The sequence below is a fragment of the Terrabacter sp. 2TAF16 genome (genome assembly GCF_052115065.1).
Taxonomy (GTDB): Bacteria; Actinomycetota; Actinomycetes; order Actinomycetales; family Dermatophilaceae; genus Terrabacter.
Window position 1 is genome coordinate 182,817 of sequence record NZ_JBFRFZ010000007.1, and the last position, 25,425, is coordinate 208,241.

Below are 25,425 nucleotides of genomic sequence, written 5' to 3' on the forward strand. Positions count from 1 at the left end.
CTCCCTCCGTCGTCGGTCAGCAGCTCGTCACATCGGGACGACGTTGACGAGCTTGGGTGCCCGCACGATGACGGTGCGGATGCCGCCCTCCGTCGCCGCCCTCACCTTGTCACGACCGAGCGCCAGCTCGCGCAGGTCGTCCTCGGAGATGTCGGGGCTCACCTCGACACGGTCGCGCACCTTGCCCTTGATCTGGATGACGCAGGTGACCTGCTCCTCGACGATCTTCGCGGGGTCGCTGACGGGGAACGCGGCATACGCCACCCCACCGTCGTGACCGAGGCGCTGCCACATCTCCTCCGCGATGTGCGGGGCCACGGGAGCGAGCATGAGCACCATCGTCTCGACCACCTCGCGCGGCGGGGCGTCGAGCTTCGTCACGGCGTTGTTCAGCTCGATGAGCTTGGCGATGGCCGTGTTGAAGCGCAGCCCCTCGAAGTCCTCGCGGACCCCGGCGATCGTCTGGTGCAGCTGAGTCGTCAGGGCCTGGTCGAGCGGCGCTTCGACGACCCGGACCTCGCCCGTCGACTCGTCGACGACGTTGCGCCACAGGCGCTGCAGGAACCGCTGGCTGCCGACGACGGCGCGGATCTCCCACGGCTTGCTCAGCTCGAGCGGGCCCATCGACATCTCGTAGACGCGGAAGGTGTCGGCGCCGTACGCGTCGTACATCTCGTCGGGGCTGACGGAGTTCTTCAGCGACTTGCCGATCTTGCCGTACTCGCGGAAGACCTGCTGCCCCTGCCACGTGAACGTCGGCTCGGCGCCGTGGCTGCCCGGGTGCTCCTCGACCTCGGACGCGGTGACGTACTGGCCGCGGCTGTCGGTGTAGGCGTACGCCTGGATGTAGCCCTGTGAGAAGTACTTCCGGAAGGGCTCCTCGCTGTGCACGTGGCCGAGGTCGAAGAGGACCTTGTGCCAGAAGCGGGCGTAGAGCAGGTGCAGCACGGCGTGCTCGACGCCGCCGACGTAGAGGTCGACGCCGCCGGGGTCGCGGGTGCCGGCCGGGGCGCCCTCCACCGGGGTGGCCTGGCGGCCCATCCAGTACGCCTCGTTGGCCGGGTCGACGAACGCCTCGTGGTTGGCCGGGTCGAGGTAGCGCAGGTAGTACCAGCACGAGCCGGCCCAGTTGGGCATGGTGTTCGTCTCACGGCGGAACGAGCGCGGGCCACGGCCGTCGCCGAGGTCCTGCTCGACCTCGACCCACTCGGGCACGCGCGACAGCGGCGGCTCGGGGCTGCTCTGCGAGTCGTCGGGGTCGAACGTCTTGGGGCTGTAGTCCGGCACGTCCGGGAGGGTCAGCGGCAGTTCGTCGTCGGGGACGGCATACGCCACCCCGTCCTCGTCGAACATGATGGGGAACGGCTCGCCCCAGTAGCGCTGGCGGCTGAAGAGCCAGTCGCGGATGCGGTAGCTGATCGTGCCCTCGCCGATGCCTTCGTCCTCGAGGAACGCGACGATGCGCGCCTTGGCCTCGGCGACGTGCAGGCCGTCGAGCGAGACGCGGTCGTTGGCGGAGTTGATCGCGACGCCGTCGCCGAGGAACGGCTCGTCGGCGGGGTGGCCCTCGGTGGGCTGGACGGTGCGGATGATCGGGATGTCGAACTTCTCGGCGAACTCCCAGTCGCGGGTGTCCTGCCCCGGCACAGCCATGATGGCGCCGGTGCCGTAGCCCATCAGCACGTAGTCGGCGACGAAGACCGGGATGCGCTCTCCCGTCAGGGGATTCGTGGCCCACGACCCGGTGAAGACACCGGTCTTGTCCTTGCCCTCGGTCTGACGCTCGACGTCACCCTTGCGAGACGCCGCGAGCTGGTATGCCGTCACGGCCTCCTTCGGGGTCGCCCGCGCGTCGGCGTCCGCACCCGTCCAGGCGTCCTTGGTGCCCTCGGGCCAGCCGCCGGCCGGCAGGAGCGCGTCGACGAGTGGGTGCTCCGGCGCGATGACCATGAAGGTCGCTCCGAAGATCGTGTCGGGGCGCGTCGTGAAGACGTCGATGCCGTCCGTCTCGCCCGTGCCGGTGACGACGGGGAAGGTGACGCGGGCGCCCTTGGACCGACCGATCCAGTTGCGCTGCATGAGCTTGACCTTCTCGGGCCAGTCGACACCGTCGAGGTCGTCGGCGAGGCGGTCGGCGTACGCGGTGATGCGCATCTTCCACTGGCTGAGGTTGCGACGGAAGACGGGGTAGTTGCCGCGCTCGGAGCGCCCCTCGTTCGTGACCTCCTCGTTGGAGAGCACGGTGCCGAGGCCGGGGCACCAGTTGACCGGGGCGTCGTCGGTGTAGGCCAACCGGTGGCCCTCGAGGATCTTGGCGCGCTCGGTCGCGGACAGGTCGGCCCAGCCGCGACCGCCGGCGTCGACGACGGTGCGACGGCCGGACTCGAACTCCTCGACGAGCTCGCTGATGGGGCGCGCCTTGCCGCGGCCGCCGTCCTCGCGCACGGCGTCGGCGTCGTACCACGCGTCCCAGATCTGCAGGAAGATCCACTGCGTCCAGCGGTAGTAGTCGTCGTCGATCGTCGCGAAGGTGCGGCGATTGTCGAAGCCCAGCCCGAGGCGGCGCAGCTGGCGCTTCATGTTCGTCATGTTCTCCTCGGTGGTCTTCCGAGGGTGCTGCCCGGTCTGGACGGCGTACTGCTCAGCGGGCAGGCCGAACGCGTCGTAGCCGAGGGCGTGCAGGACGTTCTTGCCGAGCATCCGGTGGAAGCGGCTGTAGACGTCGGTCGCGATGTAGCCGAGCGGGTGGCCGACGTGCAGGCCGACGCCCGAGGGGTAGGGGAACATGTCGAGGACGACGAGCTTCTCGCCGCGCGCCGCGACCTTCTCGGGCTCGGCCCAGGGACCGGCGGGGTTGGGGGCGTTGAAGGTGCCCTCCTCCTCCCAGCGGTCCTGCCAGGAGGTCTCGATCTGCTGCGCCATCGCCGCGGTGTACCGGAACGGGTTCTCGGATGTCTGCTCGCTCATGTCTTCTCTTTCGTCGCTGCTCGGCCTGGGCAAAAGAAAACCCCTCGCACAGGAGGGGAAGCCGCGTTGATGTCGGGAGTCCCGACCTTCGTCAACGCGGCTGCGGAAGGAGCAGCAGGCCAGCCATGCGCCCAAGGTTAGCGCAGCCCCACTCCCCCTCCCGCGGGCGCTCACCCGAGTGCGCCCCCACCACGCCGAGCGGCCCCGCACCCACCCGCCACACCATGGGTCGTCCCCCGACAACTCGAGTGAGCGCCCAGCCACAATCGAGTGAGCGCCCCGTCACCATCGCGGGCTCACGCCGTTCCGCATCCCTCGCTGGATCGCCACGTCGATCGCGTGCTGTGAGAAGAAGCGCGGGCTGACCTCGCTGAGCCGGAGCTCGTCGGCAGGAACCCTCAAACTCCAGGCCATCCTCTCCACGAGGGATCGCCGTGCTTGATCATCACTGACGTCGGACTTCCAGATCTCCTGCACGGTCCAGCCATCCCGTTCGAACCCGCGGCGGCGATGCTTGTCGTGCTCACGTTGTTCGTCGGATGCGTGGAACTCCTCTCCTTGGTACTCACCGATGACCTTGACGGGCTTCTTGCCGGGTCGATGGATCTTCCAGACAAGGTCACCGAACCCCAGCAGACGACCGGAGCCGTCGGACGCGTGGACCGGCTCGTTCAACAGCGGCTCCGGCAGGCCGGCGCGCACAAACATGACCCGGACAACCGACTCCATCGGTGATGCCGAACCGAACCGGATGAGTCCCAGAGCCTCTTGGAGCGTGCGCTTGCCACGCGGACGTGTTCTCCGCCCGAGTGCAACGCGTAGGGGTTCGACAGCGCCGAGTCTCGTCGCACAGGCATCCCCGAGGACGATGAGGTCATCGAGTCCGACAGGTCTCCCCCGCCCGACCAGCTCACCCATGTCGACCCAGGTGTCCGCAGGACAGACGACCTGCATGCCGTCGACCGTCACCATCTCGCGGGGGTGATGGAAGCGATGTCCGACGATCCCGTCGATTCGCGTCTGCGCGTGAGCGATCGGCCTGATGGCGTGCAAGCGCACGTCTTCCGCTATGGCATACGACCAGGGAAGACCGAGCAGCCGCGCCGCAGTCACGTGTGAGAACGCGCTGGAAGCTGGCAGCACGGGAAAGGCCGCCCTGCACTGAGCGAGGAGCGCCTCGTCGATGACGGGCTCTGGCACCTGAAGTCTGCGCACCCGTTCACTGTCGGCACCGAGCACCGACAGCGGAAGTGCGAGGACACGTCTGTGGAAGCCGAGCTCTGAAGGCAAAGAGGTGTGGACGAGCGCTCACTCGACTGGGAATGCGCGCTCACTCGAGTGTGGTGGGGGCCGGGGTCAGCGGTAGAGGGCTACGACGATGAGGGTCTGGGCGACGTGGTAGGTCACGATGACCGTGAGCGGCGCCCAGCGGCGCTCGTGGACGAAGCGGTCGTGCCCGAGCACGGTGTCCGAGACGACGAAGACGAGACACCCCAGGAGCAGCAGCCAGTCACCCGTGCCTGCCGCCACGAGCACGAGCACGAAGAGGACGAGCTGGTAGACGAACACCGGCCCCCTCTGCGGCCCGGAGTGGCGCACGATGTCCCGCCCGGCCTTCGCGTGGAGCACCGCCAGGAAGGGCACGGCCACGAGGACCGGCCACGGGAATCCCTCCGCCCGCACCGTCTCGAGGATGGCCCAGACGTAGGCGAGGTGGGCCACGAGGAAGGCCCCCAGGCCGACGAGGAAGCGGGTCTCCGTCGCGTGCAGCAGCGCGACGTCGCCGATGAGGCAGAACGTGAGCGCCACGATGACGGTCAGCAGCGGCGGTGAGCCCGGCACCCGTCCTTCCCAGTAGAGCGACCATGCCAGCCCCATGAGGAGCAGCACGACGAGCGGCTTGGTGATGCGCTCGACGAGGTGGTCGCCGCGCAGGACGGAGCCCCAGTTGATGAGCGCCGTCACCCCGAGCGCCACGCTGGTAACCCACAGATGGGTGGTCACGGACCCACATTCCCAGCCGCGGCTCAGGTTCGCCGCGCAGACACGCTGCGGACGTCCACCACCTGTCGAGACGAATCGGCGTACGTCCAGTTCTCTGCCAGACTCGTCCAATGCCCATGCGCAAGTTCCAGCACACGGTGACCGCCGACGACACGTCCGCCCAGGTCGGCAGCGGTGACCTCGACGTCCTCGCGACCCCGCGTCTGATCACGTGGTGCGAGAACGCCGCGTTCCAGGTCTGCAAGCAGAACATCGACGCCGACCACACGACCGTCGGCACCATGGTGAGGCTCGAGCACGTGAAGGGCAGCGCGGTCGGCTCCGAGATCACCGTGCTGTGCGCCGAGCCGATCAACGACGGACGCCGCCTCGTCTGCCACGTGACCGTCAAGGACTCCGACGGCGAGGAGATCGCCAAGGGCGAGTTCCACAGGGCCGTCGTCGACCCGGACCGCTTCATGAGCAAGTGCCAGCGGGTCCACTGACCCGCAGCCACCTCCCAGCCGCGGTTGCCACGATGACCGCGTGACGCTCGGACTGCTCGGTGCGCTCCTCGCAGCGCTCGCCTACGGCGGGGCCACCGTGCTCCAGGCCGTGGGCGTACGCCGCGTCTCCGCGCTGCCTCCCGGCACGACCCTGCGCGACCGGGTGCGGACCGGCTGGCCGTATGCCGTGGGCCTCGCCCTCGACGGCGTCGGTTTCCTCGCGTCGCTGGCCGCCTTGCGCACGCTGCCGCTCTTCCTCGTCGAGTCCGCGGTCGCCTCGTCGGTCGCCGTCACCGCGGTGCTCTCGGTCGTCGTGCTCGGCGTGCGTCTCGGGAGGGCCGAGGTGGTCGCGCTGCTCGTCGTCGTCGCCGGGCTCACCGGGCTCGCCCTGACCGCGGAAGCCGGACCGGCCGTGCGCCCCGGGCCCGGCGCGACCTGGTGGCTCCTCGCGGCAGCCGCTCTCGTCGCCCTGCTGTTGGTCGTCGGGACCGTCGACCACGACCGACGACGGGGGGCCGTCGTCCTCAGCGTCGGCGCGGGCCTCGGCTTCGGAGGCGTCGGCGTGGCGGCCCGACTGCTCGAGGTCCCCCCGTCGGCCTGGCAGCTCGCCACGGACGGAGGCGCCTGGGCCCTCGTCGCCCACGCCGTGCTGGCGACCGTCGCCTACGGTCTGGCCCTGGCCCGCGGCCGGGTCACGACCGTCGCGGCCCTGACGTTCGCCACCGAGACGGTCGTCCCCGCCCTCCTCGGGGTGCTCCTCCTCGGTGACCGCGTCGCGCCCGGGCAGGGTCCCGCCGCCGCGCTGGCCTTCGTCGCCACGCTCGGCGGCTGCATCGCCCTCGCCGGTCGCGCCGAGCCCCCGGGCCCCGCCCACCCGAACCCGGGCGACGACGCGAGAGGTCCGGCTGCCGTGCCCGACGTGTCCCGGCAGCGCTGACCTGCGGTCACCGACGCCGCAGGCGCTCCATCTCGGTCTCGATCTGTTCCTCGGTCGGCGCATCGACGACGTAGGCGTCCACGGCGTTCGCCACGACGCCGATGCCCCAGCCGGCGATCGGGAAGACCGGCCAGAAGAAGCCTGCCCCGGTCATGGCCCAGATCAGGACGAGCATCCCGTTGACGAGCACGTAGATGAGCAGATGGACGCGGAAGTCGGCCTTCTTCTTGAGCCTGCCGAGCGCTCTGCCGCGCAGATCGACCTCCGTGACAGCGCGGTCGATCGTCGGGTCGGGCGCGTCGTGGTGGGGTACGACCGGAAGCTGGTTCGCGGTCATGGTCGTCACCGCTCCTTCGCGGGCCGCCGCGCAGGAACTCTGCGCAGCTCCCTGCTTCCAGCGTAGGCCGGACCCGTGCGGCCGGCCGGCGAGCGTGCGGGACGTCACCGTCGCACACACCCCACGGGGCTCACGAGCGGTCAGAGCACGTAGGCGTCGCCGTCGCGGTGGAAGCCCAGGCTCTCGTAGTACGGCTCGACCATGTCCGGCGGTGTCAGCACCCGCCGGAACCCGCGCCGTCGGAACGGCCCCTCGGGACCGAAGACGAACTCCCCCGGCGTGACGTCGCGGTGGCGCGGCGTCACCCAGTCGAGCAGCAGCTGCGCCGTGTGCTGGCCGGCGTCGCGCATCAGGACGACGCCGACCGTCTCGTCGCCGCGGAGCACGAGGTAGGACGGGTCCCCCGCGAACGGGTCGTGCACGAACGCCGGGTTGTAGCGCCGGATGTCACCCTCGTGCACCCGCAGCACGTGCCGCAGGTAGGTGTCGTCGCCGGCGACCTCGAGCACCTCGTAGACGCCGGAGTCGTGCTTCTCACGCGACATGCGCGCGAGGTAGTAGACGTTGATGCCGGCGAGCACGACGTTGAGCCCGACCATCGGCCAGACGTGGTTGACCGCGTTGTAGGCGATGAGGACGACGCAGCCGACGAGGTTGATGATCCTGAGCCGGCGCAGCTGCGTCTGCAGCAAAGACCAGACGAGGATCGCCGACCCGATCCAGCCGACGGCCTCGAGCCACCAGGTACCCATGGGCGCGACCCTAGCGCCCGGGGCGACCCGGCCGGCCGGGATTCGGGGTGGCCCGCGTCGCCCGGACGCGGACCACCCCGAAGCCGCCGCTCAGGCGTCGGGCGCGACGAACTGCGGCAGCGCCACCTCGAACCGGGAGTCGAGGGTGAGCGAGGGCAGGATCTGCCCCTGCTTCTGCGCGTCGGCCGCGACCGACGCGCCCCATGACGAGGCGCGCAGCCGCTGGTCGGGCGTGCCGTGGTGGCCTGCGCTGGTGAACGCGCAGTCACCCACCTGGTAGAAGGACTGCTCGGCCTCCAGGACGCGCCTGGTGTTGAGGGCGAGGCCCCGCTTGTGGGTGACGAAGTACGTCCCGAAGGCGTCGGCCATCAGCTCGGTGCGACGGGTCGCCTCCGGGCCGGTCAGCGGCGAGGCGAAGAGGTTCTTGTCGTACTGCACGTGGTGGCCGTACTCGTGACCGAGGACGGCGCGCGGCCCGACGTCGCCGACACCGATGGCGCCGAGCGCATCGAGCATCCCGTCACCGAAGACGAGCTTGTCCGGCAGCGAGGAGATGACCGGGTCGGGGTCGCCCACCCCGCTGAAGGCGAAGGCGTTGAGGGTGAAGATCGGGCTGGCTCCGCCGTCGAGGCCGGGGTCGGACGTGACGACGTCGACGACGATCGCCGCGAGCTTGGCCGCGTCGGCGTCGGAGACGCTGTAGAGCACACCGATCAGACGGGCGAGCCGGGCGGGGTCACGCATGACGTCGCCGTGCATCGCCATGAGCTGGATGTCCGTGCCGTCGGTGTCCCAGAACTTCTGGGCCGCCCGGAACGAGCTCGTCAGCTCGTTGCGCGAGTCCTTCGTCAGGGCGTAGGCCGGGTCGCCCGTCGACCCGAAGAGCAGGGCGTCGTAGGTCGGGAAGTCGAAGCCGCCGAGCAGTGAGAGCACGAACAGGCTCGACGGGTCGATGCGGGCCACGACCCCGTCGACGTACGCGTCGAGCCGGGTCGGCGCGCACTGGTAGTGCGTGGGGTCGATGGCGCGCCCCAAGGCGTCCTGGGCCGCAGACGGCTCGACACCGAACCTCTCGAGGGCGCTCGCCTCCCGGGCCCGCCAGTCGGCGGGCAGGTGCGCCCGTGCCGCGGCGAGCAGCGCGGACGCCCTCGGGTCGGTCGTCGTGCCCGAGACGTAGTCGTAGGTCTGGCCGTCGGCGGCGACGGACGCCGAGACGCTCCGGCTCTGGGCCTGGGCAGCGGGAGCCGCCGTGGCGACCGCCGACCCGGTGGCCCCCGAGATGGCCAGCGACGTGACGAGAGCGATCGTCCTGGTCGTGGTCCTGCGCACGTGAGAGCTCCTTCGTGTCGTGCCCCGGCCCGCTGCCGGGGCGACGAGCCCATCATCACCGCCGGCGCCGACACCGACCACCGAACCACCGCATATCCGGGTGAACGGCGCGATGCGTCTCACCCCGCGGGAGCGTCGTCCCTGCCCGGGGTCTCGGCCGGCTCGTGCCCGACGAGCTTGAGTCCGACGACCGCGGCGACGATCCCGACGAGCAGGACGACCTTGACGGCGGAGAACGCCTCACCACCCGTCGTCATCGCCCACGTCACGGTGAGCGCGGCCCCGAGACCCGTCCACACGGCATACGCCGTCCCGATGGGGATGGTGCGCACGGCGTGCGCGAGCCCGACCATGCTGAGCGCGCCCGCGACGAGGAAGACGACCGCCGGGACGGGGCGCGAGAGCCCCTCGGACGCGGCGAGCGCCGAGGCCCACACCGCCTCGAGGACGGCGCTGACGAGCAGGACGACCCACGGCATCACGCCACCGCCTTGAGGCCGGCGACGCACGCGACGAGCACGACCAGGAGGGCGGCCCGGGCGCCACCGAGGCGCTCCTCGCCGCGGGCGACCGCGAGCAGGACGGTGCCGACGGCGCCGATCCCGACCCACACGGCATACGCCGTGCCGGTGGGCAGGGCGGTCATGGCCCACGCGAGGCCGACCATGCTGAGCACGAGGGAGACGGCGAAGAGGACGGTCGGCCGCGGACGGCGGAAGCCGCCGGACGCGGCGAGCGCGGTGGCCCACACGGCCTCCAGCGCGCCGGACAGGATGAGGACGAGCCAGTGCACGGCGTTCCGATCTGGCCGTCTTGTCGCTGTGCGGGTACGGCTCCCTCGTCCGCGAGCGCGGCTCGCGCTCACCGACGATTCTACCGAAGGGGCGCGTCCGGGTCGAAACGACGTATCAGGAGCACCCGCCCGGCGTACTGTCGAGTGCAGGCGCGCTCCTGCGAACAGAGGATCGCCATGAGCCGTGACTATCTCGACTTCGACGTCGCCGTCACCCGTGAGGGCCAGGGGTATGCCGCTCACGTCCTCGCCTCGCCCGCAGGCGAGGCGTCGGCCCCCTTCACGCTGCCGTTCGCCGCCACGGACCTCGCCCAGTTCATGATCGCGGTGGGACCGCCGCGGGTGTCCTCGAGGCGACTCGTGCCCGCCGAGGCGCGCGTCGTCGACGTCAAGGAGTACGGCCGCCGGCTCGGCGACGCACTGCTGTCGGGAGATGTCGGGCGGGCCTTCCGCGAGAGCCTGACGACCGCCACCGGCCAGGGCAGGGACCTGCGGCTGCGGCTGCGGCTCGACGCCGTGCCGGACCTCGACCCGGTGCCGTGGGAGTACCTCTACGACTCGAGGCTCGGTCGCTTCCTCACGCTCTCGCAGGAGACGCCGATCGTCCGTCTGCTCGACTCGCTCGAGCGTCCGCCGGTGGTCCACGTCGATGCGCCCCTGCGCGTCCTCGTCATGATCTCGAGCCCGAGCGACATGCCCGAGCTCGCCGTGGACCGCGAGCGAGAGCTGCTCACGGCGACGACCGGCGACCTCGTCAAGGGCGGCCGCCTCAGCGTGACGGTCCTCGAGGACGCGACCCTGACAGGCCTCCAGCGCGCCCTGCTCGACGACTTCCACGTCTTCCACTTCATCGGCCACGGCGGCTTCGACCAGCAGGCCCAGGAGGGCGTCCTCGTCCTCGAGCGCGAGGACGGCACGGCGCACCGGGTCTCCGGAGCGCGGCTCGGGACGCTGCTCCACGACGCCCGGACCATGCAGCTCGCCGTCCTCAACGCGTGCGAGGGCGCACGGACGTCGGGACGCGACGCGTTCTCCGGCGTCGGCCAGGCCCTCGTGCGCCAGGGTCTGCCGGCGGTCGTGGCGATGCAGACCGAGATCTCCGACCGGGCCGCCCTCGTCTTCAGCCACGAGTTCTACTACTTCCTCACCCGCGGACTGGGCATCGACGCCGCGATCTGCGAGGTGCGCAAGGCGATGGCCGTCTCCGACGAGGCCTCGGAGTGGGGCACCGCCGTGCTGCTGCGGTCGGGCGCCGACCAGCCCTTCTCGTTCACGACGAGCGCCACCGCCGTGACCGAGCGGCCCGACAGCCGGCTCGAGTCCCTCTACGACGCCGCGAAGGGCGCGTTGCTGGCCCGCGCCCCCGCGACAGCCCTCCCGCTGCTCGAGCAGATCGCCGCCGAGCATCCCGACTACCAGGACGTCACCCAGCTGCTCGAGCGGGTCCGGCCCGAGGCAGCGCCCGTCGGCGACGGCTTGACGCCGCGGCCTCGCCGCGATCCCGTGACGCTCACGCAGCCGATCCCGCAGCCGATCCCGCAGCCGGACACCCAGCCGGACACCCAGCCCGACACCCGGCCGGACACGCGACCGGTGGCCCGTCCCGAGCCGCAGCCGGACCCTCGGCCGGACCGCCGGGGAGACGACGCGCCCGCACCACCCGACCCGCACCCCCGCCGCGGGGGCAACGGCTTCGTCCGCAGCCTCATCGGGCTCGTCGTCCTCTTCGGGCTCTTCTGGCTCGGCGCGACCCAGGTCCCGAAGTGGTTCAAGGGGGCCACGGCCGACGTCACGAGTGCCTGCGGCCCTGCGCCCGCGGCCGCGAACGCCCCGGCGACGACGTTCGTCGCCGGGTGCGCCACGACGACACCGGCCATCGACGGTGACTTCGCCGACTGGGACGGCGTGCCCACGGCCCCGATCCCGCACGTCATCGCCCAGGTGGGCACGCCCCAGCCCGAGTTCGGTGGCGACTGGCAGGTCGTCTGGGACAGCGGCGCGCTCTACCTGCGCCTGCACGTCGTCGACCCGGACATCCGCAGCGTCAACCTCGCCACCCCCGGGGCCTGGTTCAACGGCGACGGCTTCTCCTTCGAGTTCGGCCCGGACGCCCGGAGCCTCGACCCGAAGGCCACGACGCGACGCGGTCAGGACGTCCACGTCATGGTGGGACTGTCCCGTGACGCCCCGACGTCCGGCGTCGCCTCGATCAACCCGGCCGGCCGCGGCACCTTCACCACCGGCACACGCCACCCTGAGATCACCGTCGGGCGCGCCGACACGCTGACCGGCTACGACCTCGAGGCCCGGGTGCCGTGGTCGGCCCTCCAGCTCAGGAAGGCTCCGGTCCGTGGCTCCGTCTTCTCCATGAACGTCAACCTCAGCGACGCGACGAGCGCCCCGGCCACGTGGAGGCTGCGCACCATGAAGAGCACGAATGCCGCCCGCACCGCCGACACGCAGGGCTTCCCGCACGGCTGGCAGACGATCACCCTCGCCGACGCGGCCTCCTGAGACGGCCGCCTCAGATGGCCGGACGCCTGCTCGCCCTCCTCGTCGGGATCGACGCCTACCCGACGCCGATCCCGCCCCTGTCGGGCTGCGTCAACGACGTCACCGGCTTCGCCGACGTCCTGCGCGACCGCGTCGGCGAGGACGCCCTCGACCTCGTCGTGCTCACCGACGGCCAGGCCACGCGGGCGGCCGTGACCAGCCGGCTCAGCGAGCACCTCGGCCGCGCGGGCGCCCAGGACGTCGCGCTCTTCTACTACAGCGGGCACGGTTCGCAGCAGACGACCCCCGAGGAGCTCTGGTCCATCGAGCCCGACCACCGCAACGAGACCCTCGTGTGCGTCGACAGCCGCTCTGCCGGCAGCTGGGACCTCGCCGACAAGGAGCTCGCGGCCCTGCTCGACTCGATCTCGGCGACCGGCTGCCACACGCTCGTCGTGCTCGACTGCTGCCACTCGGGCGACGGCACCCGGGACGCCGACGAGGTGGTGCGCCTCGCGCCCCCTGACCCGCGACCCCGACCCGCGTCGACGTTCGTGGGGCTCGGCGACGCCACGGCCGGCGCACCCACCCGGGGTGCTGCGCGCTGGACACCCGCAGGCCGTCACGTCCTGCTCGCCGCCTGCCGGTCGTCCGAGAAGGCGAAGGAGGTCACCGTGCTCGGCCGCCAGCGCGGCGCCCTGTCGGCGGCACTCGAGGCCGCCCTGCTCGGCAGCGACGGACGCCCCTCGTACCGCGACGTCCTGCGGATGGTGACCGCCGACGTGACGAACCGCGTCACCGACCAGCACCCACAGGTCGAGACCGCCGACGCGACCGAGCTCGACCGACCCTTCCTCGGCGGCGCGATCCCGGCCACCCCGAGGCCGCTCACCCTGAGCCGGCTGCCCGACGGCTGGTCGATCGACTCGGGCGCCGTCCACGGCGTGCCCGAGCCCATCGGTGACGACACGACCGAGCTGGCCGTCTACCCCCTGACCGGCGAGACGTCCGGGTCGCCGCTCGCCACCGCACTCGTCACGAGGGTCCTGCCCGACCGCAGCCTCGTCCGCCTGACGCCCGAGCTCGACGAGGCGTACGTCTACCGCGCCGTCGTCACGTCGATCCCACTCGCGCCGCTGCGCGTCGGGGTCGTCGGCGATGCCGCTGGGACGGCGGCGCTCCGGACCGCCGCCGATGCCGCGGACGAGACGCTCGTCGACCTCGTCGAGGGTGCGGGGGACGGCGACGGCCCTGCGGACCTCCTCGTCGAAGCCACCCCTGACGGCTTCGTCATCACCCGTCCCGGCGTCACGCGCCCCCTCGTGCCCGTCGTCGCGGGCGAGGCCCGCGAGGAGCGCACCATCCTCGCCCTCGAGCGCGTGGCCCGCTGGCTGCGCCTCTCCGCACTCACGAACCCCGCCACGCGCCTGCCCGACGCCGCCGTCCGCGTCGAGGTGGACGCGGGCACCGGGCCTGTCGGTGCGGGGGGCACCCTGCCGATCGCGTATGCCGGCACCGACGCCCCCCGCTTCACCGTCCGTCTCGCGAACACCACGTCCACCCCCCTCTGGGCGGCGCTCCTCGACCTCACTGAGACCTACGGCATCTTCACCGACGCGTTCCCGGCCGGATCGGTGGCGCTCGGCCCCGGCGAGGCGACGAGCGTCGACCTCGTCGGCCAGGTCGACGACGGGCTGTGGGAGGCGGGCGCCGTGTCGCTGCGCGACCAGCTCATGGTCGTGACGAGCACGCTCGAGTTCGACCCGAGGTCGCTCGAGCAGGAGGAGCTCGACGTCAGCGCCGTGCCGGCCGCCGGGACGACGAGGAGCGCCGACGGGCCGCCGGCCCTGCGCTCCACCCTCGAGCGCGTGCTCGGCGGCACCCGGACGCGGCGCCTGGGGCCGCGCACCGCATCGGCGGCCGTGGCCGACTGGCGCACCGACTCGGTCTTCGTCGTCACGACCCGCCCACGCGCCTGAACTCGCACCCGGGACGGAAGAAGGGCCAGACGGCGTCCCGTCTGGCCCTTCTTCGTTCGGTGGAGCTGAGGGGACTCGAACCCCTGACCCCCTGCATGCCATGCAGGTGCGCTACCAGCTGCGCCACAGCCCCTTGCGGGTGTCACCTCGTCGAAGCGACTGCGTAACCATAGCGGGTCTCCGGCCGAGAGCCAAAATCGGGGGCGGCCTTTCGGGTCAGACGTTCCAGGGCCCGAGGTTCCAGCCGCTGATGCGCCACCGGGTCACCTCGGAGAAGCTCTTGCCGGCCTCCACGAGCTCGATCCAGTGGCAGTTGTCGAGCCCGCGGAACACCGCGTCCGACACGTCCTGGTCGAGCCCCACGAGGGCGCTGGCCGCGACGCGTGCGGACACGCCGTGGGCCACGACGACGGCGGTCTCGCCGGGGAGCAGCTCCCGCGAGACGTCGCGCAGCGCGGCGCCGGCACGCTCGGCCACCTGCGCCCGGGTCTCCCCCGTGACCCCGCGCGGGGTGTCCTCCCCCCGGTCGAGGGCGGCGATGACGTCCGGGTAGCGCTCACGCACCTCGTCGGCGTGCAAGCCCTGCCACTCGCCGACGTGCACCTCACGCAGGCGGGCGTCGAGACGCACCTCGAGGCCCGTCAACCCCGCGATGGCGTCGGCCGTCGAGGCCGCACGCCGGAGGTCGCTCGAGACGATGAGTGCCGGCGCGTAGGCGGCGAGGTGCGGGGCCGCGGCCTCCACCTGCTCGTGGCCGCGGTCGGACAGCTCTGTGTCCTTGTGGCCCTGCCAGACGCGGGCTGCGTTGTCGACCGTCTCGGCGTGCCGGACGATGACGATGCGGCGCGGCCCGACGGGGGGCACGGACCCGGCTGCCGTCACGCCTGGTCGACCTCGTCGACCTCGTCGGCCCCCGGACGGGCCGGCGCCTCCACCGTGGAGAGGTCGATCTCGGGGCAGTCCTTCCAGAGGCGCTCGAGCGCGTAGTACTCGCGCTCCTCCTCGTGCTGGACGTGGACGATGATGTCGCCGAAGTCGATGAGGACCCAGCGGCCCTCGCGCTCGCCCTCGCGGCGGATCGGCTTGCTGCCCAGCTCACGCAGGCGGTCCTCGACCTCGTCGACGATGGCGCCGACCTGCCGCTCGGACGGTGCGGAGGCGATGACGAACACGTCGGTGAGCGGCATCTGCTCGCTCACGTCGATGGCCATCACCTTCTCGGCGAGCTTCTCCTCGGAGGCCAGGGCGGCCACCTTCGCGAGCTGGATCGAGTGGTCTGCTGCGGTCACGAATCTCCTCGGGGCGGTGCCGACGACAGGTGCGTCGGCACGGTGCCTGCGCTCGCCAGGTCGGCGGCATACAGGCGGTACTTGTTGATGTACTGGACGACCCCGTCGGGCACGAGGTACCAGACCGGGGCGCCGTCGGCGACGCGCGCCCGACAGTCGGTGGAGCTGATCGCCATGGCCGGCACCTCCTGCAGCGTGACCCGGTCCTCGGGCAGCCCCTTGTCGGACAGCTCGTGGCCGGGACGGGTGACGCCGATGAAGTGGGCCAGCTCGAAGAGGTGCTCGGCGTCCTTCCAGGACAGGATCTCGGCCAGGGCGTCGGCGCCGGTGATGAAGAACAGCTCGTCGTCGGGCCGCTCGGTCCTGATGTCGCGCAGGGTGTCGATCGTGAACGTCGGCCCGGGCCGGTCGATGTCGACCCTGCTGACGGTGAAGCGCGGGTTGGAGGCCGTCGCGATGACGGTCATGAGGTAGCGGTCCTCGGCGGGCGAGACGTGACGGTCCGCCTTCTGCCACGGCTGACCCGTGGGGACGAAGACGACCTCGTCGAGGTCGAAGCGCGACTGGACCTCACTGGCGGCCACGAGGTGGCCGTGGTGGATCGGGTCGAACGTCCCGCCCATGACGCCGAGGCGCATGGTCAGTGGTGGGCCCCGTCGGATCCGCTCGTGCTGCCGTGCGTGCCCTCACCCCGGCGCGGCGACTGCACCTTGTAGGCGGTGTTGCGGAAGCTCCACGTGACGGCGAGCGCCACGAGGAACAGCGAGAAGGTGATGAAGAAGTAGGCGATCACCGGCATGGGAAGCTCGCGGGCGGCTTCCTCCCCCTCGGTGACGAGTGCGAGGACACGATCAGACATGCGCCCAGCCTAGCGCCCGCCCGCCCCGGCCGACGCAGCGCGTGCCCACCGGGCGCGTATGCCGTCCGCCCGGCTCACTCGGCACGCGGCGCCGCGTCCCCGCTCGGGACGGGCGCCTGCGCCTCCGCGCGTCGCAGCCAGTCGCGCCCGACCGTCGCGAACGGCTCGTCGCCGGCCACGACGGCCGCGTGGACGAGGTCGCGCCACCGTTCGGCGAGGGCGACGACCTCCTCCGGGTAGTCGAGCTCGACCTGGTGCTGCGCGAACTCGTCCTCGTCGTCGACGTAGAGGTGACCGTCGCGGGTCAGCACGACGTCGAGGTCGAGGTCCACCATCGTCACCTCCCACTCCGGCCCGCCGTCGGCGGCCTCGCGACGCTGCCAGGCCGGTTCGGTGGTCATGTCGACGTAGACGCTGACCTCGCGGTGGGCCGGGTAGAAGCCCACGACGAACGCGCCCTCGTGCGGCACGAGGGAGACCCAGCCGCTCGACTCGACGAACTCGACGCCGGGACGCACGCACCGCGTGCCGACCGGTGCGTACCACCAGTGACCGTGCTCGTCGGACCCGAGATAGCGACCGTCCCACTCCCAGTGGCGGCCACCGCCCCACTTCGTGAAGCGCCCGGCGACGGCCGTGCCGGGCTCGAGCCCGCCCGGCGGCATACCTCGTCGGGACGGACGGTCGGCGGCGGCAGAGGTCACGCTCGGCACGCTACCGTCGCCGCGGCGGAAGTGTAGGGCACGAGCAGGGACGTGCAGGCGACGTGCGGTACAGCACGCGCACAGCGAGGTGACAGGCACAGCCCATCCGCGGCCGTACCCTAGAACCCATGGTTCCCGAGTTGTCCGTGGTCATCCCGATGTACAACGAGGAGGAGGTGCTCCCCCTCCTCGTCGAGCGGCTCCGACCGCTCCTCGACGGCATGGGCACCAGCTACGAGGTCGTCGCCGTCGACGACGGCAGCAAGGACCTGACCGCCGCGCTGCTCCAGCGCTACCACCGCGAGTGGTCCCAGCTGCGCGTCGTGCGCCTGCGCGCCAACGCCGGGCACCAGGCCGCGATCTCCGCCGGCCTCGTCAGCGCCCTCGGCGACTACGTCGTCACGATCGACGCCGACCTGCAGGACCCGCCGGAGATCATCCCGCAGATGCTCGCGGCCGCGAAGGACGACGGCGTCGACGTCGTCTACGGCGTGCGCAACGACCGCTCGACCGACACGTGGTTCAAGCGGGCCTCGGCCCAGGCGTTCTACAAGCTCATCGGCCTGATGTCGCAGACCTCGGCCCACGCCGACGCCGGCGACTACCGCCTCATGTCGCGCGCCACCGTCGACGCGGTCAACAGCCTCCCCGAGCACAACCGCGTCCTTCGCTTCATCGTGCCGGCCCTCAACTTCCCGTCCGACACGGTCGAGTACAAGCGCGAGGAGCGCGCGGCCGGGGACTCGAAGTACCCGCTGATCAAGATGATCAAGCTCTCGCTCGACTCGCTGACCGGCTTCTCGACGGCGCCGCTGCGGCTAGCGACGTTCGCCGGCTTCGGTGGTGCGGTCCTCGCCGTGCTGCTCGTCCTCTACACGCTGATCTCCCGGTCGCAGGGCCACACCGTCGCCGGTTGGACCTCGACCGTCGCCATCGTCGCGGGCGTCGGCGCCGTCCAGCTCGTTTGCGTCGGCATCCTCGGCGAGTACATCGGCCGGATGTACGGCCACATGCAGGGCCGCCCGACCTACTTCATCGCCTACGACTCGATGACGACCGACATCGGCGCGCACGGTCCGACCGACACTCCCCTGCCGGCTCAGCCCAGCGGGGAGCACATCCTCACGACGTCGGACGAGTCGGAGACCGACACCGTGACGCTGCTCGACCCGACAGCGGACCCCACGCCGCAGCCGGCGCCCCAGCCCACGCCCCAGCCCACGCCCCAGCCGGCGCCGCAGCCGATGCGTACTCAGCTGCGCGGCTGAGCGCGCACGAGGAGGCTGACGCCGGGCAGGCCGCCGACGGGCAGGTAGCGCTCGGCGGTGATGATCGTGCGCAGCCCGAAGTTGACGACCGGGTGGAGGTTCTCGAGGTCCGAGCCCGAGCTCGTCCGGCGGCGCATCGCCACGACGGGACGCAGCAGCACGTTCCACGACCGCACATCGGTGACGTCGAAGCCGCCGTGGTCGAGCAGGTCGAGCACGCCCTCGCGGGTGTAGCGGCGTACGTGGTCGACGGCCTCGTCGTGCTCGGACCACAGCTTGGGGTCGGCCGGCACGGCCACGAGGTAGGTGCCGGTCGGCTTGAGCACACGGCGCACCTCGGCCACCGCGGCGGCGTCGTCGTCGAGGTGCTCGAGCAGGTCGAAGGCCATGACGAGGTCGAGCGAGTCGTCCGCGAGCGGCAGCCGGGTCGCGTCCCCGCGTAGCGTCGCGAGCCCGCGACCGTGCGCCACCTCCGCGCCGTCCGAGCCGTACTCGAGGGCGACGGCGTCCCAGCCGTGCTCGCGCAGGACACGGGTGTTGCCCCCGCCCGCGGCGCCGATGTCGAGGGCGCGTCCGGGCACCAGCCCCGAGATGGCCTTGGCCAGGAGGTGACGCCGCTCGCGGTACCACCAGTGGTCGTCCTCCAGCTCAGCGAGCTTGCGGACCTCGGTGCCTTCCATGGTGCGCCATCATGCCACCCGGGGTCGGGGGTTGCGCCGGCACCCGTCAGCGCGTGTGGCCGTCGCCCTCGACGATCCACTTCGTCGTCGTCAGCTCGGGCAGGGCCATCGGCCCGCGGGCGTGCAGCTTCTGCGTCGAGATGCCGATCTCGGCGCCGAAACCGAACTCTCCGCCGTCGGTGAAACGGGTGCTCGCGTTGACCATGACCGCCGCCGCGTCGACCTCCGCCGTGAAGCGCCGGGCCGCTGCCCGGTCCTCCGTGACGATCGCCTCGGTGTGTCCGGTGCCGAACCGACGGATCCGATCCATCGCCTCGTCGAGGTCGTCGACGACGGCCACGCTCATCTCGAGCCCGTGCCACTCGGTGCCGAAGTCGGCCTCGCTCGCGAGGGCGTGTGCCGCACCGGCCGCCTCGGCGTACGGCGTGACCTCGGGTGCCACGTGCAGTCGCACCCCGGCCCCGGCGAGGTCGGTGAGCGCCTTGGGCAGGAAGTCGGCGGCGACGTCACAGTGGACGAGGAGCGACTCGGCCGCGTTGCAGACGCTGGGGCGGTGGGTCTTGGCGTTGAGCGTGATGGCCCGGGCCTTGTCGAGGTCGGCGGCCCGGTCGACGTAGACGTGGCACACCCCGACGCCGGTCTCGATGACGGGGACCGTCGACTCGCGGACCACCGTCTCGATGAGGTCGGCACCGCCGCGCGGGATGACGAGGTCGACGTGGCCGCGCGCCGTCATGAGGGCCCGCGCTGCGTCGCGGCCTCCTTCCTCGAGCAGGGTCACGGCGTCGACCGGGAGGCCCTGCTCGGCGAGCGATCCGCGCATCGCCTCGACGAGGGCGTGGTTGCTGCTCGCCGCAGCCGACCCGCCGCGCAGGAGGACCGCGTTGCCGGACTTGAGGGCGAGGCCGGCCGCGTCGACGGTGACGTTGGGCCGCGCCTCGTAGATCATCCCGATGACGCCCATCGGCACCCGCACCTGGCGGATCTGCAGACCGTTGGCGAGGGTCGACCCACGGACGATCTCTCCGACGGGGTCGGGAAGGGCCGCGACGTCGCGCAGGGCCTGGGCGACCGCAGCGACGCGGGCCTCGTCGAGGCGCAGCCGGTCCTGGAGGCTCTCGCTCATCCCCGTGGCCCGACCTCGCTCGATGTCCTCGGCGTTGGCCTCGATGACCGCGGGTGCAGCGGCGTCGACGGCGTCCGCGAGCAGCAGCAGGGCCGCGTCCTTCTCGGCACGGGACATGAGGGCGAGCCGTCGTGAGGCGGCGCGGGCGCGCTCTGCCAGGGCCGTCACGTGCTCGACGACTGCGGGGTCGATCGTCTGGGACATGCCTCCAGCGTAGGTCGTCGCGCTCCCGGACGACCGACCGTCTCCGGGGGCTGGACCGGTGGTCCGCGACGGACAGCCCTGCGTGGTCCCACGGCCCGTCACTAGAGTTCGAGGTGTGTCGCCCCACTCCGTCATCAGCACCGCTCGACGGCTCGTCGTCAAGGTCGGCTCCAGCTCGCTGACCGGCGTCGACGGCGGCATCGACCACGGCCGGCTCGTGGCTCTGGCGAACGCCTTGGCGCACAAGCACCTCGACGGCACCCAGATCGTCCTCGTCAGCTCCGGTGCCATCGCCGCCGGCATCCACCCGCTCGGCCTGAGCGCCCGACCCCGTGACCTCGCGACCCAGCAGGCAGCCGCCTCGGTCGGGCAGGGCGCCCTGCTCGCCGGCTACACGCAGGCGTTCGCCGGACACGACATCACCGTCGGTCAGGTGCTGCTCACCGCCGACGACGTCACGCGACGTACGCACTACGCGAACGCCCGACGCACGCTCGAGCGGCTCCTCGACCTCGGCGTGCTGCCGATCGTCAACGAGAACGACACCGTCGCCACGAGCGAGATCCGCTTCGGCGACAACGACCGGCTCGCCGCCCTCGTCGCCCATCTCATCGACGCCGACGCCCTCGTGCTCCTCTCCGACGTCGACGCCCTCTACGACGGGCCCCCGAGCCGCCCCGGCGCCCAGCGCATCCCAGTCGTCCGCGGCCCGCAGGACCTCGTCGGCGTCGAGATCGGGGGCAGCGGCTCGAAGGTGGGGACGGGTGGCATGACGACGAAGATCGAGGCGGCCCGGATCGCGACCGCCGCGGGCGTGATCACCACGGTCACGGCCGCCGACCGCGTCACCCAGGTGCTCGCCGGCGAGGACGTCGGCACCGTGTTCCTGCCGATCGGAGTCCGCGGACGCTCGAGACGGCTCTGGCTCGAGCACGCGACGACCGCGCGCGGGCGGCTCATCATCGACGACGGCGCCGTCACCGCGCTGGTCCAGCGCAAGAAGTCGCTGCTCCCCGCCGGCATCACGGCCGTCGAGGGCACCTTCCACGACGGAGACCCCGTCGACGTGTGCTCTCCCGACGGCACCGCGATCGCCCGCGGTCTCGTCAACTACAGCTCGTCCGAGCTCCCGTCCTTGCTGGGACGGTCGACGAGGGAGCTCGCCCGCGAGCTCGGCCCGGAGTACGAGCGGGAGGTCATCCACCGCGACGACCTCGTCGTCATCTGACGACGAGCACCAGGGCGCTCCGTCACCGTCCGCCCGAGAGGTAGCGGCTGGCGGACCGCTCGACGGTGCGACGCCCGCCGCGGAGCCGAAGACCGGCGCGACGAGCCCGGCCCGCCATCCGGACCCGATGACGTCGACGACGCCGGTGAGGCTCCAGGACGCGCGAGTGGCCGCGCACGCCCCTGGCGTGCGCCTCGGCGTACTTCGCCGCGTTGTACTCACGGCTCGTGACGGTCCCGATGTAGCCCAGGACGAAGCCGAGCGGGATCGAGATGATGCCCGGGTTGTCGAGCGGGAACCAGTGGAAGTCGACCCCCTGGAGCATCGACGGGCTCTTCTTCGTCAGCGGGTCGATCGGCTTGCCGGAGACGACCGGGCTGAAGATGATCAGCGTGATGGCGCTGATGAGGCCGCCGTAGATGCTCCACAGCGCACCCCTGGTGTTGAACCGCTTCCAGAAGAGCGAGTAGAGGATCGTCGGCAGGTTCGCGCTCGCGGCGATGGCGAAGGCCAGCGCCACGAGGAAGGCGATGTTCTGGCCCAGGGCGAAGATGCCGCCGATGATGGCGATGGCGCCGAGGACGAGCGCTGCGATGCGCGCGACCTTGACCTCCTCCTCGGGGGTGGCGGTGCCCTTCTTGACGACCGTGTTGTAGATGTCGTGCGAGAGGGAGGCGCTCGCCGTGATGGTCAGCCCGGCGACGACCGCGAGGATCGTCGCGAAGGCGACCGCCGAGATGATCCCGAGCAGGATCTCGCCGCCGAGCTCGAAGGCGAGCAGCGGGGCGGCGGAGTTGACGCCACCGGGTGCGGCCTTGATGGCAGCGGCGCCGACGAGGTCGGCCGCTCCGAAGCCGAGGATGAGCGTGAAGATGTAGAAGATGCCGATGAGCCAGATCGCCCAGACGACGGAGCGACGGGCCTCACGCGAGGTCGGCACCGTGTAGAAGCGCATGAGGACGTGCGGCAGACCGGCCGTGCCAAGGACGAGTGCCATCGACAGGGAGATGAAGTCGACAGGGTTCTTGTACTGCAGACCCGGCTGGAGCAGGTCCTTGCCGCCGGCCTCCTGCGACGTGGCCGTCGCCTCGCCGAGCAGGTTCGACAGGCTGAGGCCGAACTTGGCGAGGACCCAGAAGGTCATGATCGCCGCGCCGATGATGAGCAGCACGGCCTTGATGATCTGCACCCAGGTCGTGCCCTTCATGCCGCCGAAGATGACGTAGAAGATCATGAGGATGCCGACGACGACGATGACGAGCCGCTGACCGACCGCCCCTTCGATGCCGAGCAGGAGGGCCACGAGTCCACCGGCCCCCGCCATCTGGGCCAGCAGGTAGAAGAACGACACGACGAGCGTCGAGATGGCCGCGGCGATGCGGACCGGACGCTGGCGCAGCCGGAAGCTGAGCACGTCGGCCATCGTGTACTTGCCGACGTTGCGGAGCAGCTCGGCCACGAGCAGCAGGGCGACGAGCCAGGCCACGAGGAAGCCGATGGAGTAGAGGAACCCGTCGTAACCGTTGATGGCGATGGCGCCGGCGATACCGAGGAAGGAAGCCGCCGACAGGTAGTCACCGGCGATGGCGATGCCGTTCTGACGGCCGGTGAAGGCACGTCCACCCGCGTAGTACTCCGCGGCGCTGCGGTTGTTGCGCGACGCCCGGATGACGATGGCGAGGGTGACGACGACGAAGAGGGCGAAGATGCCGATGTTGATCGCCGGGTTGCCGACCGTCGTCGCCGCGGGGACGAGGGACGGGGCGGAGGTGAGGAGCGCGCTCACTGCTGCACTCCCATCTTCTGGGCGAGGGCTTCGGCCTCGGGGTCGAAGACGCGGTCGGCCCATCGGGCGTAGACCATCGTGATCGTGAAGGTCGAGACGAACTGGAGGAGGCCGAGGATCAGGCCCCACGTGATGTTGCCGAGGACCCGCGTCCCCATGAAGTCCTTCGCGAACACGGACAGCAGGACGTAGAGGAAGTACCACGCGAGGAACAACGCGGTCAGCGGGAAGACGAACCTGCGGAACTTGCTGCGCAGCTGGTCGAACTCGGGCGAGTTCTGCATGGCGACGTTGGGATCGTCGACCATGCGCTCTGGAGCCTCTTTGCTCACTGGGCCACCTCCGGGGCGGTTGGGTCGTGCCTGGGTGCTGGGCGTTCAGCGCGGTCCTGCCGCCGCCGCTCCCCCGGACGGTCCCGTGGTGACGTCGACGCCCCTGTCGCTCCGCGCTGCCGGCACAGGGCCGGCGAGAGCCAAGGTAGGAGCCCGCGCGGTGCCCCGGCAGGCGCAGCGTGGGCGGCATCGCCCAGCGGCGCCGACGGCTCGCCGTGCGCGGGATCAGCTGCGACGAGCGGTCGTCCCGGGGCGACGAACGGTCTCCGCCGTGCTGCCGTATGCCGGGTGCTGCGTCCCGTCGGACGCCCCCTCCGCGGTCGGCGGGCGCCGGTACCAGCGCTCGGGGTGGAACGAGCCCCGGTTGAGGTCGACGTTCTCGGGGGCGTGCAGCCGGACCATCGTCTGCGCGACGTGCTCCGGGGTGCTCGATCGGGTGGCCAGCGACACGAGCACCATCGTCGCGAAGGCCAACGGCACGCTGACGGCCGCGGGCTGGGTCAGGACGACGCCGAACCAGCCACCGGTGGCGATGCCGAACGTCGTCGTGACGACGGCTCCCATCGAGAGAGCGCCCCCGACGACGAGGCCCGAGATCGCCCCACGCGAGGTGAGCCCCCGCCACCAGATCCCGAGGAGGAGCATCGGGCAGAACGTCGACGCGGCCACCGCGAACGTCAGCTCGACCGCGTGGGCCACGGGGACGCCGGCCGAGACGACGGTGAGCACGAGCGCGCCGGCCACGACGGCGACCGTCGTCAGGCGGAACGTGCGGATGCCCTGGCGGTGCCCGGCGCCCCAGCGCACGAGGTCCTGGCTCACGACGCCGGCGACCGACACGACGAGGCCGGTCGACGTCGACAGGAACGCGGCGAACGCCCCCGCGGCGAGGACGGCGGTGAGCCCCTCTGCGACCGGGCCGTCGAAGAGCCGGCTCGGCAGCTCGAGGACGACCGAGTCGGCGCGGCCCGCGGCGACGAGGTCGGAGGCGACGTAGCGCCCGATGACGCCGTAGACGACGGGCAGCAGGTAGAAGCCGGAGAGGAGCACGAGGACCGCGAGCGTCGTCCGCCGCGCCGCCCGGCCGTCGGGGTTGGTGTAGAAACGGACGACGACGTGGGGCAGCCCCATCGTCCCGAAGAAGGTCGCCAGGACGAGGGAGTACGTCAGGTAGAGGGCGTGGTCACCCTGGAGCGGCTCGACCCAGTCGGTGACGAACACCGCGCCGGCGGCGGGGTCGTCGCTGCGTTCGCCGACCGCGCCGAGCAGGAGGAAGAGGGGCGTCAGCAGGGCGAGCAGCTTGAGCCAGTAGTGGAAGGCCTGAACGAGGGTGACGCTCCGCATGCCGCCGGGCAGGACGTTGAGACAGACGACGACGGCGACGGCGAGCTGCCCGACCCACGACGGCGCCCCGGTCAGGGTGCGCAGCGTCAGGCCCGCGCCCTGGAACTGAGGGATGAGGTAGAGCAGGCCGATCGCGACGACGAGCAGGCTCGACGCCCGGCGGGCGACGACGGACTCGAGGCGCAGCTGGGCGAAGTCGGGCAGCGTGTAGGCCCCCGACCGGCGCAGGGGCGCCGCGACGAACACGAGCAGCAGGAGGTAGCCCGCTGTCCAGCCGATCGGCAGCCAGAGCATGTCGACGCCGCGCGCGAGGATGAGCCCGGCCACCCCGAGGAACGATGCGGCAGAAAGGTACTCACCGCTGATGGCCGAGGCGTTGAGCACCGGGCTGACGCCGCGGGAGGCGACGTAGAAGTCGCTCATGGTCCGCGAGAGCCGCAGCCCGAACGCGCCGACCGCGAGGGACGCGATCGAGACGAGGACGACGGCGACGATGCTCGCGGCGTTGTTCACCGGTGACGCACCCGGG

The 25,425-nt window shown here is 71.5% G+C and carries 24 protein-coding genes, 1 tRNA gene and 1 riboswitch; of the genes, 6 read left to right on the forward strand and 19 right to left on the reverse strand.

Annotated features, from left to right (window positions below; all coding sequences use genetic code 11):
• Positions 1–27 precede the first annotated feature (27 nt).
• The 3 genes from leuS to AB4Z14_RS12860 all read right to left on the reverse strand — a co-directional run bounded on the left by leuS (position 28) and on the right by AB4Z14_RS12860 (position 4,971).
• Entirely contained in the window at positions 28–2,967 is a 2,940-nt protein-coding gene (leuS, locus tag AB4Z14_RS12850) for a leucine--tRNA ligase (protein ID WP_442275526.1), read from the reverse strand.
• Between the two features lie 282 nt (positions 2,968–3,249).
• Complete coding sequence (locus AB4Z14_RS12855) at positions 3,250–4,182, reverse strand: hypothetical protein (RefSeq protein WP_442275527.1); 933 nt, start codon at positions 4,180–4,182, stop codon at positions 3,250–3,252.
• 141 nt (positions 4,183–4,323) lie between these two features.
• Complete coding sequence (locus tag AB4Z14_RS12860) at positions 4,324–4,971, reverse strand: lysoplasmalogenase (protein ID WP_442275528.1); 648 nt, start codon at positions 4,969–4,971, stop codon at positions 4,324–4,326.
• A gap of 110 nt (positions 4,972–5,081) precedes the next feature.
• Here AB4Z14_RS12860 and AB4Z14_RS12865 point away from each other — a divergent pair, with 110 nt between their 5' ends.
• Positions 5,082–5,456 carry a thioesterase family protein gene (locus tag AB4Z14_RS12865; RefSeq protein WP_056827198.1) on the forward strand — a complete coding sequence of 125 codons (375 nt, stop codon included), beginning with the start codon at positions 5,082–5,084 and terminating at the stop codon, positions 5,454–5,456.
• A 40-nt stretch (positions 5,457–5,496) separates the two neighbouring features.
• A complete protein-coding gene (locus tag AB4Z14_RS12870) occupies positions 5,497–6,393 on the forward strand; it encodes a hypothetical protein (RefSeq protein WP_442275529.1) in 897 nt (298 codons plus the stop codon).
• Positions 6,394–6,400: 7 nt separating this feature from the next.
• Here the strand turns inward: AB4Z14_RS12870 and AB4Z14_RS12875 are convergent, their stop codons facing one another.
• From AB4Z14_RS12875 to AB4Z14_RS12895, 5 genes are all read right to left on the reverse strand, one after another.
• The gene (locus AB4Z14_RS12875; RefSeq protein WP_442275530.1) at positions 6,401–6,730 is read right to left on the reverse strand and encodes a 2TM domain-containing protein; all 330 of its coding nucleotides are present in this window, start codon (positions 6,728–6,730) and stop codon (positions 6,401–6,403) included.
• Positions 6,731–6,870: 140 nt separating this feature from the next.
• Positions 6,871–7,482 carry a YgjV family protein gene (locus AB4Z14_RS12880; protein WP_056776015.1) on the reverse strand — a complete coding sequence of 204 codons (612 nt, stop codon included), beginning with the start codon at positions 7,480–7,482 and terminating at the stop codon, positions 6,871–6,873.
• Between the two features lie 90 nt (positions 7,483–7,572).
• Complete coding sequence (locus AB4Z14_RS12885) at positions 7,573–8,811, reverse strand: hypothetical protein (protein ID WP_442275531.1); 1,239 nt, start codon at positions 8,809–8,811, stop codon at positions 7,573–7,575.
• A gap of 119 nt (positions 8,812–8,930) precedes the next feature.
• Positions 8,931–9,290 (reverse strand): DMT family transporter, encoded by a 360-nt coding sequence (locus AB4Z14_RS12890; protein ID WP_442275532.1) that lies wholly within the window; start codon positions 9,288–9,290, stop codon positions 8,931–8,933.
• Complete coding sequence (locus AB4Z14_RS12895; RefSeq protein ID WP_056827194.1) at positions 9,290–9,604, reverse strand: DMT family transporter; 315 nt, start codon at positions 9,602–9,604, stop codon at positions 9,290–9,292. The genes AB4Z14_RS12890 and AB4Z14_RS12895 overlap by 1 nt, the downstream gene beginning before the upstream one ends.
• 9 nt (positions 9,605–9,613) lie before the next feature.
• Positions 9,614–9,677, reverse strand: a riboswitch (guanidine-III (ykkC-III) riboswitch).
• Positions 9,678–9,781: 104 nt separating this feature from the next.
• Here AB4Z14_RS12895 and AB4Z14_RS12900 point away from each other — a divergent pair.
• Positions 9,782–12,118, forward strand: a complete 2,337-nt coding sequence (locus AB4Z14_RS12900; RefSeq protein ID WP_442275533.1) for a CHAT domain-containing protein — start codon at positions 9,782–9,784, stop codon at positions 12,116–12,118.
• Positions 12,119–12,132: 14 nt separating this feature from the next.
• Positions 12,133–14,076 (forward strand): caspase family protein, encoded by a 1,944-nt coding sequence (locus AB4Z14_RS12905; protein WP_442275534.1) that lies wholly within the window; start codon positions 12,133–12,135, stop codon positions 14,074–14,076.
• A gap of 60 nt (positions 14,077–14,136) precedes the next feature.
• On the opposite strand, the gene AB4Z14_RS12910 is transcribed toward AB4Z14_RS12905, so the two are convergent.
• The 6 genes from AB4Z14_RS12910 to AB4Z14_RS12935 form a co-directional block, all read right to left on the reverse strand.
• A tRNA-Ala gene (locus AB4Z14_RS12910) sits at positions 14,137–14,209 on the reverse strand.
• An 83-nt stretch (positions 14,210–14,292) separates the two neighbouring features.
• A complete protein-coding gene (locus AB4Z14_RS12915) occupies positions 14,293–14,958 on the reverse strand; it encodes a histidine phosphatase family protein (protein ID WP_442275535.1) in 666 nt (221 codons plus the stop codon).
• Positions 14,955–15,365, reverse strand: coding sequence for a ribosome silencing factor (gene rsfS, locus AB4Z14_RS12920; RefSeq protein ID WP_442275536.1), 411 nt, complete (start codon positions 15,363–15,365; stop codon positions 14,955–14,957). The genes AB4Z14_RS12915 and rsfS overlap by 4 nt, the downstream gene beginning before the upstream one ends.
• On the reverse strand, positions 15,362–16,003 hold the full coding sequence (nadD, locus tag AB4Z14_RS12925; protein ID WP_056776002.1) for a nicotinate-nucleotide adenylyltransferase: 642 nt from the start codon (positions 16,001–16,003) through the stop codon (positions 15,362–15,364). Before nadD ends, rsfS begins: the two co-directional genes overlap by 4 nt.
• 2 nt (positions 16,004–16,005) lie before the next feature.
• Positions 16,006–16,224 (reverse strand): hypothetical protein, encoded by a 219-nt coding sequence (locus AB4Z14_RS12930; protein WP_156415552.1) that lies wholly within the window; start codon positions 16,222–16,224, stop codon positions 16,006–16,008.
• Between the two features lie 74 nt (positions 16,225–16,298).
• On the reverse strand, positions 16,299–16,928 hold the full coding sequence (locus tag AB4Z14_RS12935) for a DUF402 domain-containing protein (RefSeq protein WP_442275537.1): 630 nt from the start codon (positions 16,926–16,928) through the stop codon (positions 16,299–16,301).
• A 128-nt stretch (positions 16,929–17,056) separates the two neighbouring features.
• Between AB4Z14_RS12935 and AB4Z14_RS12940 the strand changes: the two genes are divergently transcribed.
• The gene (locus tag AB4Z14_RS12940) at positions 17,057–18,196 is read left to right on the forward strand and encodes a glycosyltransferase family 2 protein (protein ID WP_442275538.1); all 1,140 of its coding nucleotides are present in this window, start codon (positions 17,057–17,059) and stop codon (positions 18,194–18,196) included.
• Here AB4Z14_RS12940 and AB4Z14_RS12945 read toward each other — a convergent pair.
• Both AB4Z14_RS12945 and AB4Z14_RS12950 read right to left on the reverse strand, forming a co-directional pair.
• A complete protein-coding gene (locus tag AB4Z14_RS12945; protein WP_442275539.1) occupies positions 18,181–18,876 on the reverse strand; it encodes a class I SAM-dependent methyltransferase in 696 nt (231 codons plus the stop codon). The genes AB4Z14_RS12940 and AB4Z14_RS12945 overlap by 16 nt on opposite strands.
• 46 nt (positions 18,877–18,922) lie before the next feature.
• Complete coding sequence (locus tag AB4Z14_RS12950; protein WP_442275540.1) at positions 18,923–20,206, reverse strand: glutamate-5-semialdehyde dehydrogenase; 1,284 nt, start codon at positions 20,204–20,206, stop codon at positions 18,923–18,925.
• Between the two features lie 115 nt (positions 20,207–20,321).
• Between AB4Z14_RS12950 and proB the strand changes: the two genes are divergently transcribed.
• Positions 20,322–21,434: a glutamate 5-kinase gene (proB, locus tag AB4Z14_RS12955; RefSeq protein ID WP_442275541.1), complete on the forward strand. Its 1,113-nt coding sequence runs from the start codon at positions 20,322–20,324 to the stop codon at positions 21,432–21,434.
• Positions 21,435–21,456: 22 nt separating this feature from the next.
• Here the strand turns inward: proB and AB4Z14_RS12960 are convergent, their stop codons facing one another.
• The 3 genes from AB4Z14_RS12960 to AB4Z14_RS12970 all read right to left on the reverse strand — a co-directional run bounded on the left by AB4Z14_RS12960 (position 21,457) and on the right by AB4Z14_RS12970 (position 25,409).
• Entirely contained in the window at positions 21,457–23,220 is a 1,764-nt protein-coding gene (locus AB4Z14_RS12960) for a solute symporter family protein (protein WP_442275542.1), read from the reverse strand.
• Positions 23,217–23,528, reverse strand: a complete 312-nt coding sequence (locus tag AB4Z14_RS12965; RefSeq protein WP_082619781.1) for a DUF485 domain-containing protein — start codon at positions 23,526–23,528, stop codon at positions 23,217–23,219. The genes AB4Z14_RS12960 and AB4Z14_RS12965 overlap by 4 nt, the downstream gene beginning before the upstream one ends.
• 249 nt (positions 23,529–23,777) lie before the next feature.
• Positions 23,778–25,409, reverse strand: a complete 1,632-nt coding sequence (locus AB4Z14_RS12970) for a sodium/solute symporter (protein ID WP_442275543.1) — start codon at positions 25,407–25,409, stop codon at positions 23,778–23,780.
• Between the last annotated feature and the right edge of the window lie 16 nt (positions 25,410–25,425).

Coding starts and splice junctions, on each gene's coding strand:
- leuS (WP_442275526.1), bottom strand. CDS start 2,967: ATGAGCGAGCAGACATCCGAGAACCCGTTCCGGTACACCGCGGCGATG.
- AB4Z14_RS12865 (WP_056827198.1), top strand. CDS start 5,082: ATGCCCATGCGCAAGTTCCAGCACACGGTGACCGCCGACGACACGTCC.
- AB4Z14_RS12875 (WP_442275530.1), bottom strand. CDS start 6,730: ATGACCGCGAACCAGCTTCCGGTCGTACCCCACCACGACGCGCCCGAC.
- AB4Z14_RS12880 (WP_056776015.1), bottom strand. CDS start 7,482: ATGGGTACCTGGTGGCTCGAGGCCGTCGGCTGGATCGGGTCGGCGATC.
- AB4Z14_RS12890 (WP_442275532.1), bottom strand. CDS start 9,290: ATGCCGTGGGTCGTCCTGCTCGTCAGCGCCGTCCTCGAGGCGGTGTGG.
- AB4Z14_RS12900 (WP_442275533.1), top strand. CDS start 9,782: ATGAGCCGTGACTATCTCGACTTCGACGTCGCCGTCACCCGTGAGGGC.
- AB4Z14_RS12905 (WP_442275534.1), top strand. CDS start 12,133: ATGGCCGGACGCCTGCTCGCCCTCCTCGTCGGGATCGACGCCTACCCG.
- nadD (WP_056776002.1), bottom strand. CDS start 16,003: ATGCGCCTCGGCGTCATGGGCGGGACGTTCGACCCGATCCACCACGGC.
- AB4Z14_RS12930 (WP_156415552.1), bottom strand. CDS start 16,224: ATGTCTGATCGTGTCCTCGCACTCGTCACCGAGGGGGAGGAAGCCGCC.
- AB4Z14_RS12940 (WP_442275538.1), top strand. CDS start 17,057: ATGGTTCCCGAGTTGTCCGTGGTCATCCCGATGTACAACGAGGAGGAG.
- AB4Z14_RS12945 (WP_442275539.1), bottom strand. CDS start 18,876: ATGGAAGGCACCGAGGTCCGCAAGCTCGCTGAGCTGGAGGACGACCAC.
- AB4Z14_RS12950 (WP_442275540.1), bottom strand. CDS start 20,206: ATGTCCCAGACGATCGACCCCGCAGTCGTCGAGCACGTGACGGCCCTG.
- AB4Z14_RS12965 (WP_082619781.1), bottom strand. CDS start 23,528: ATGGTCGACGATCCCAACGTCGCCATGCAGAACTCGCCCGAGTTCGAC.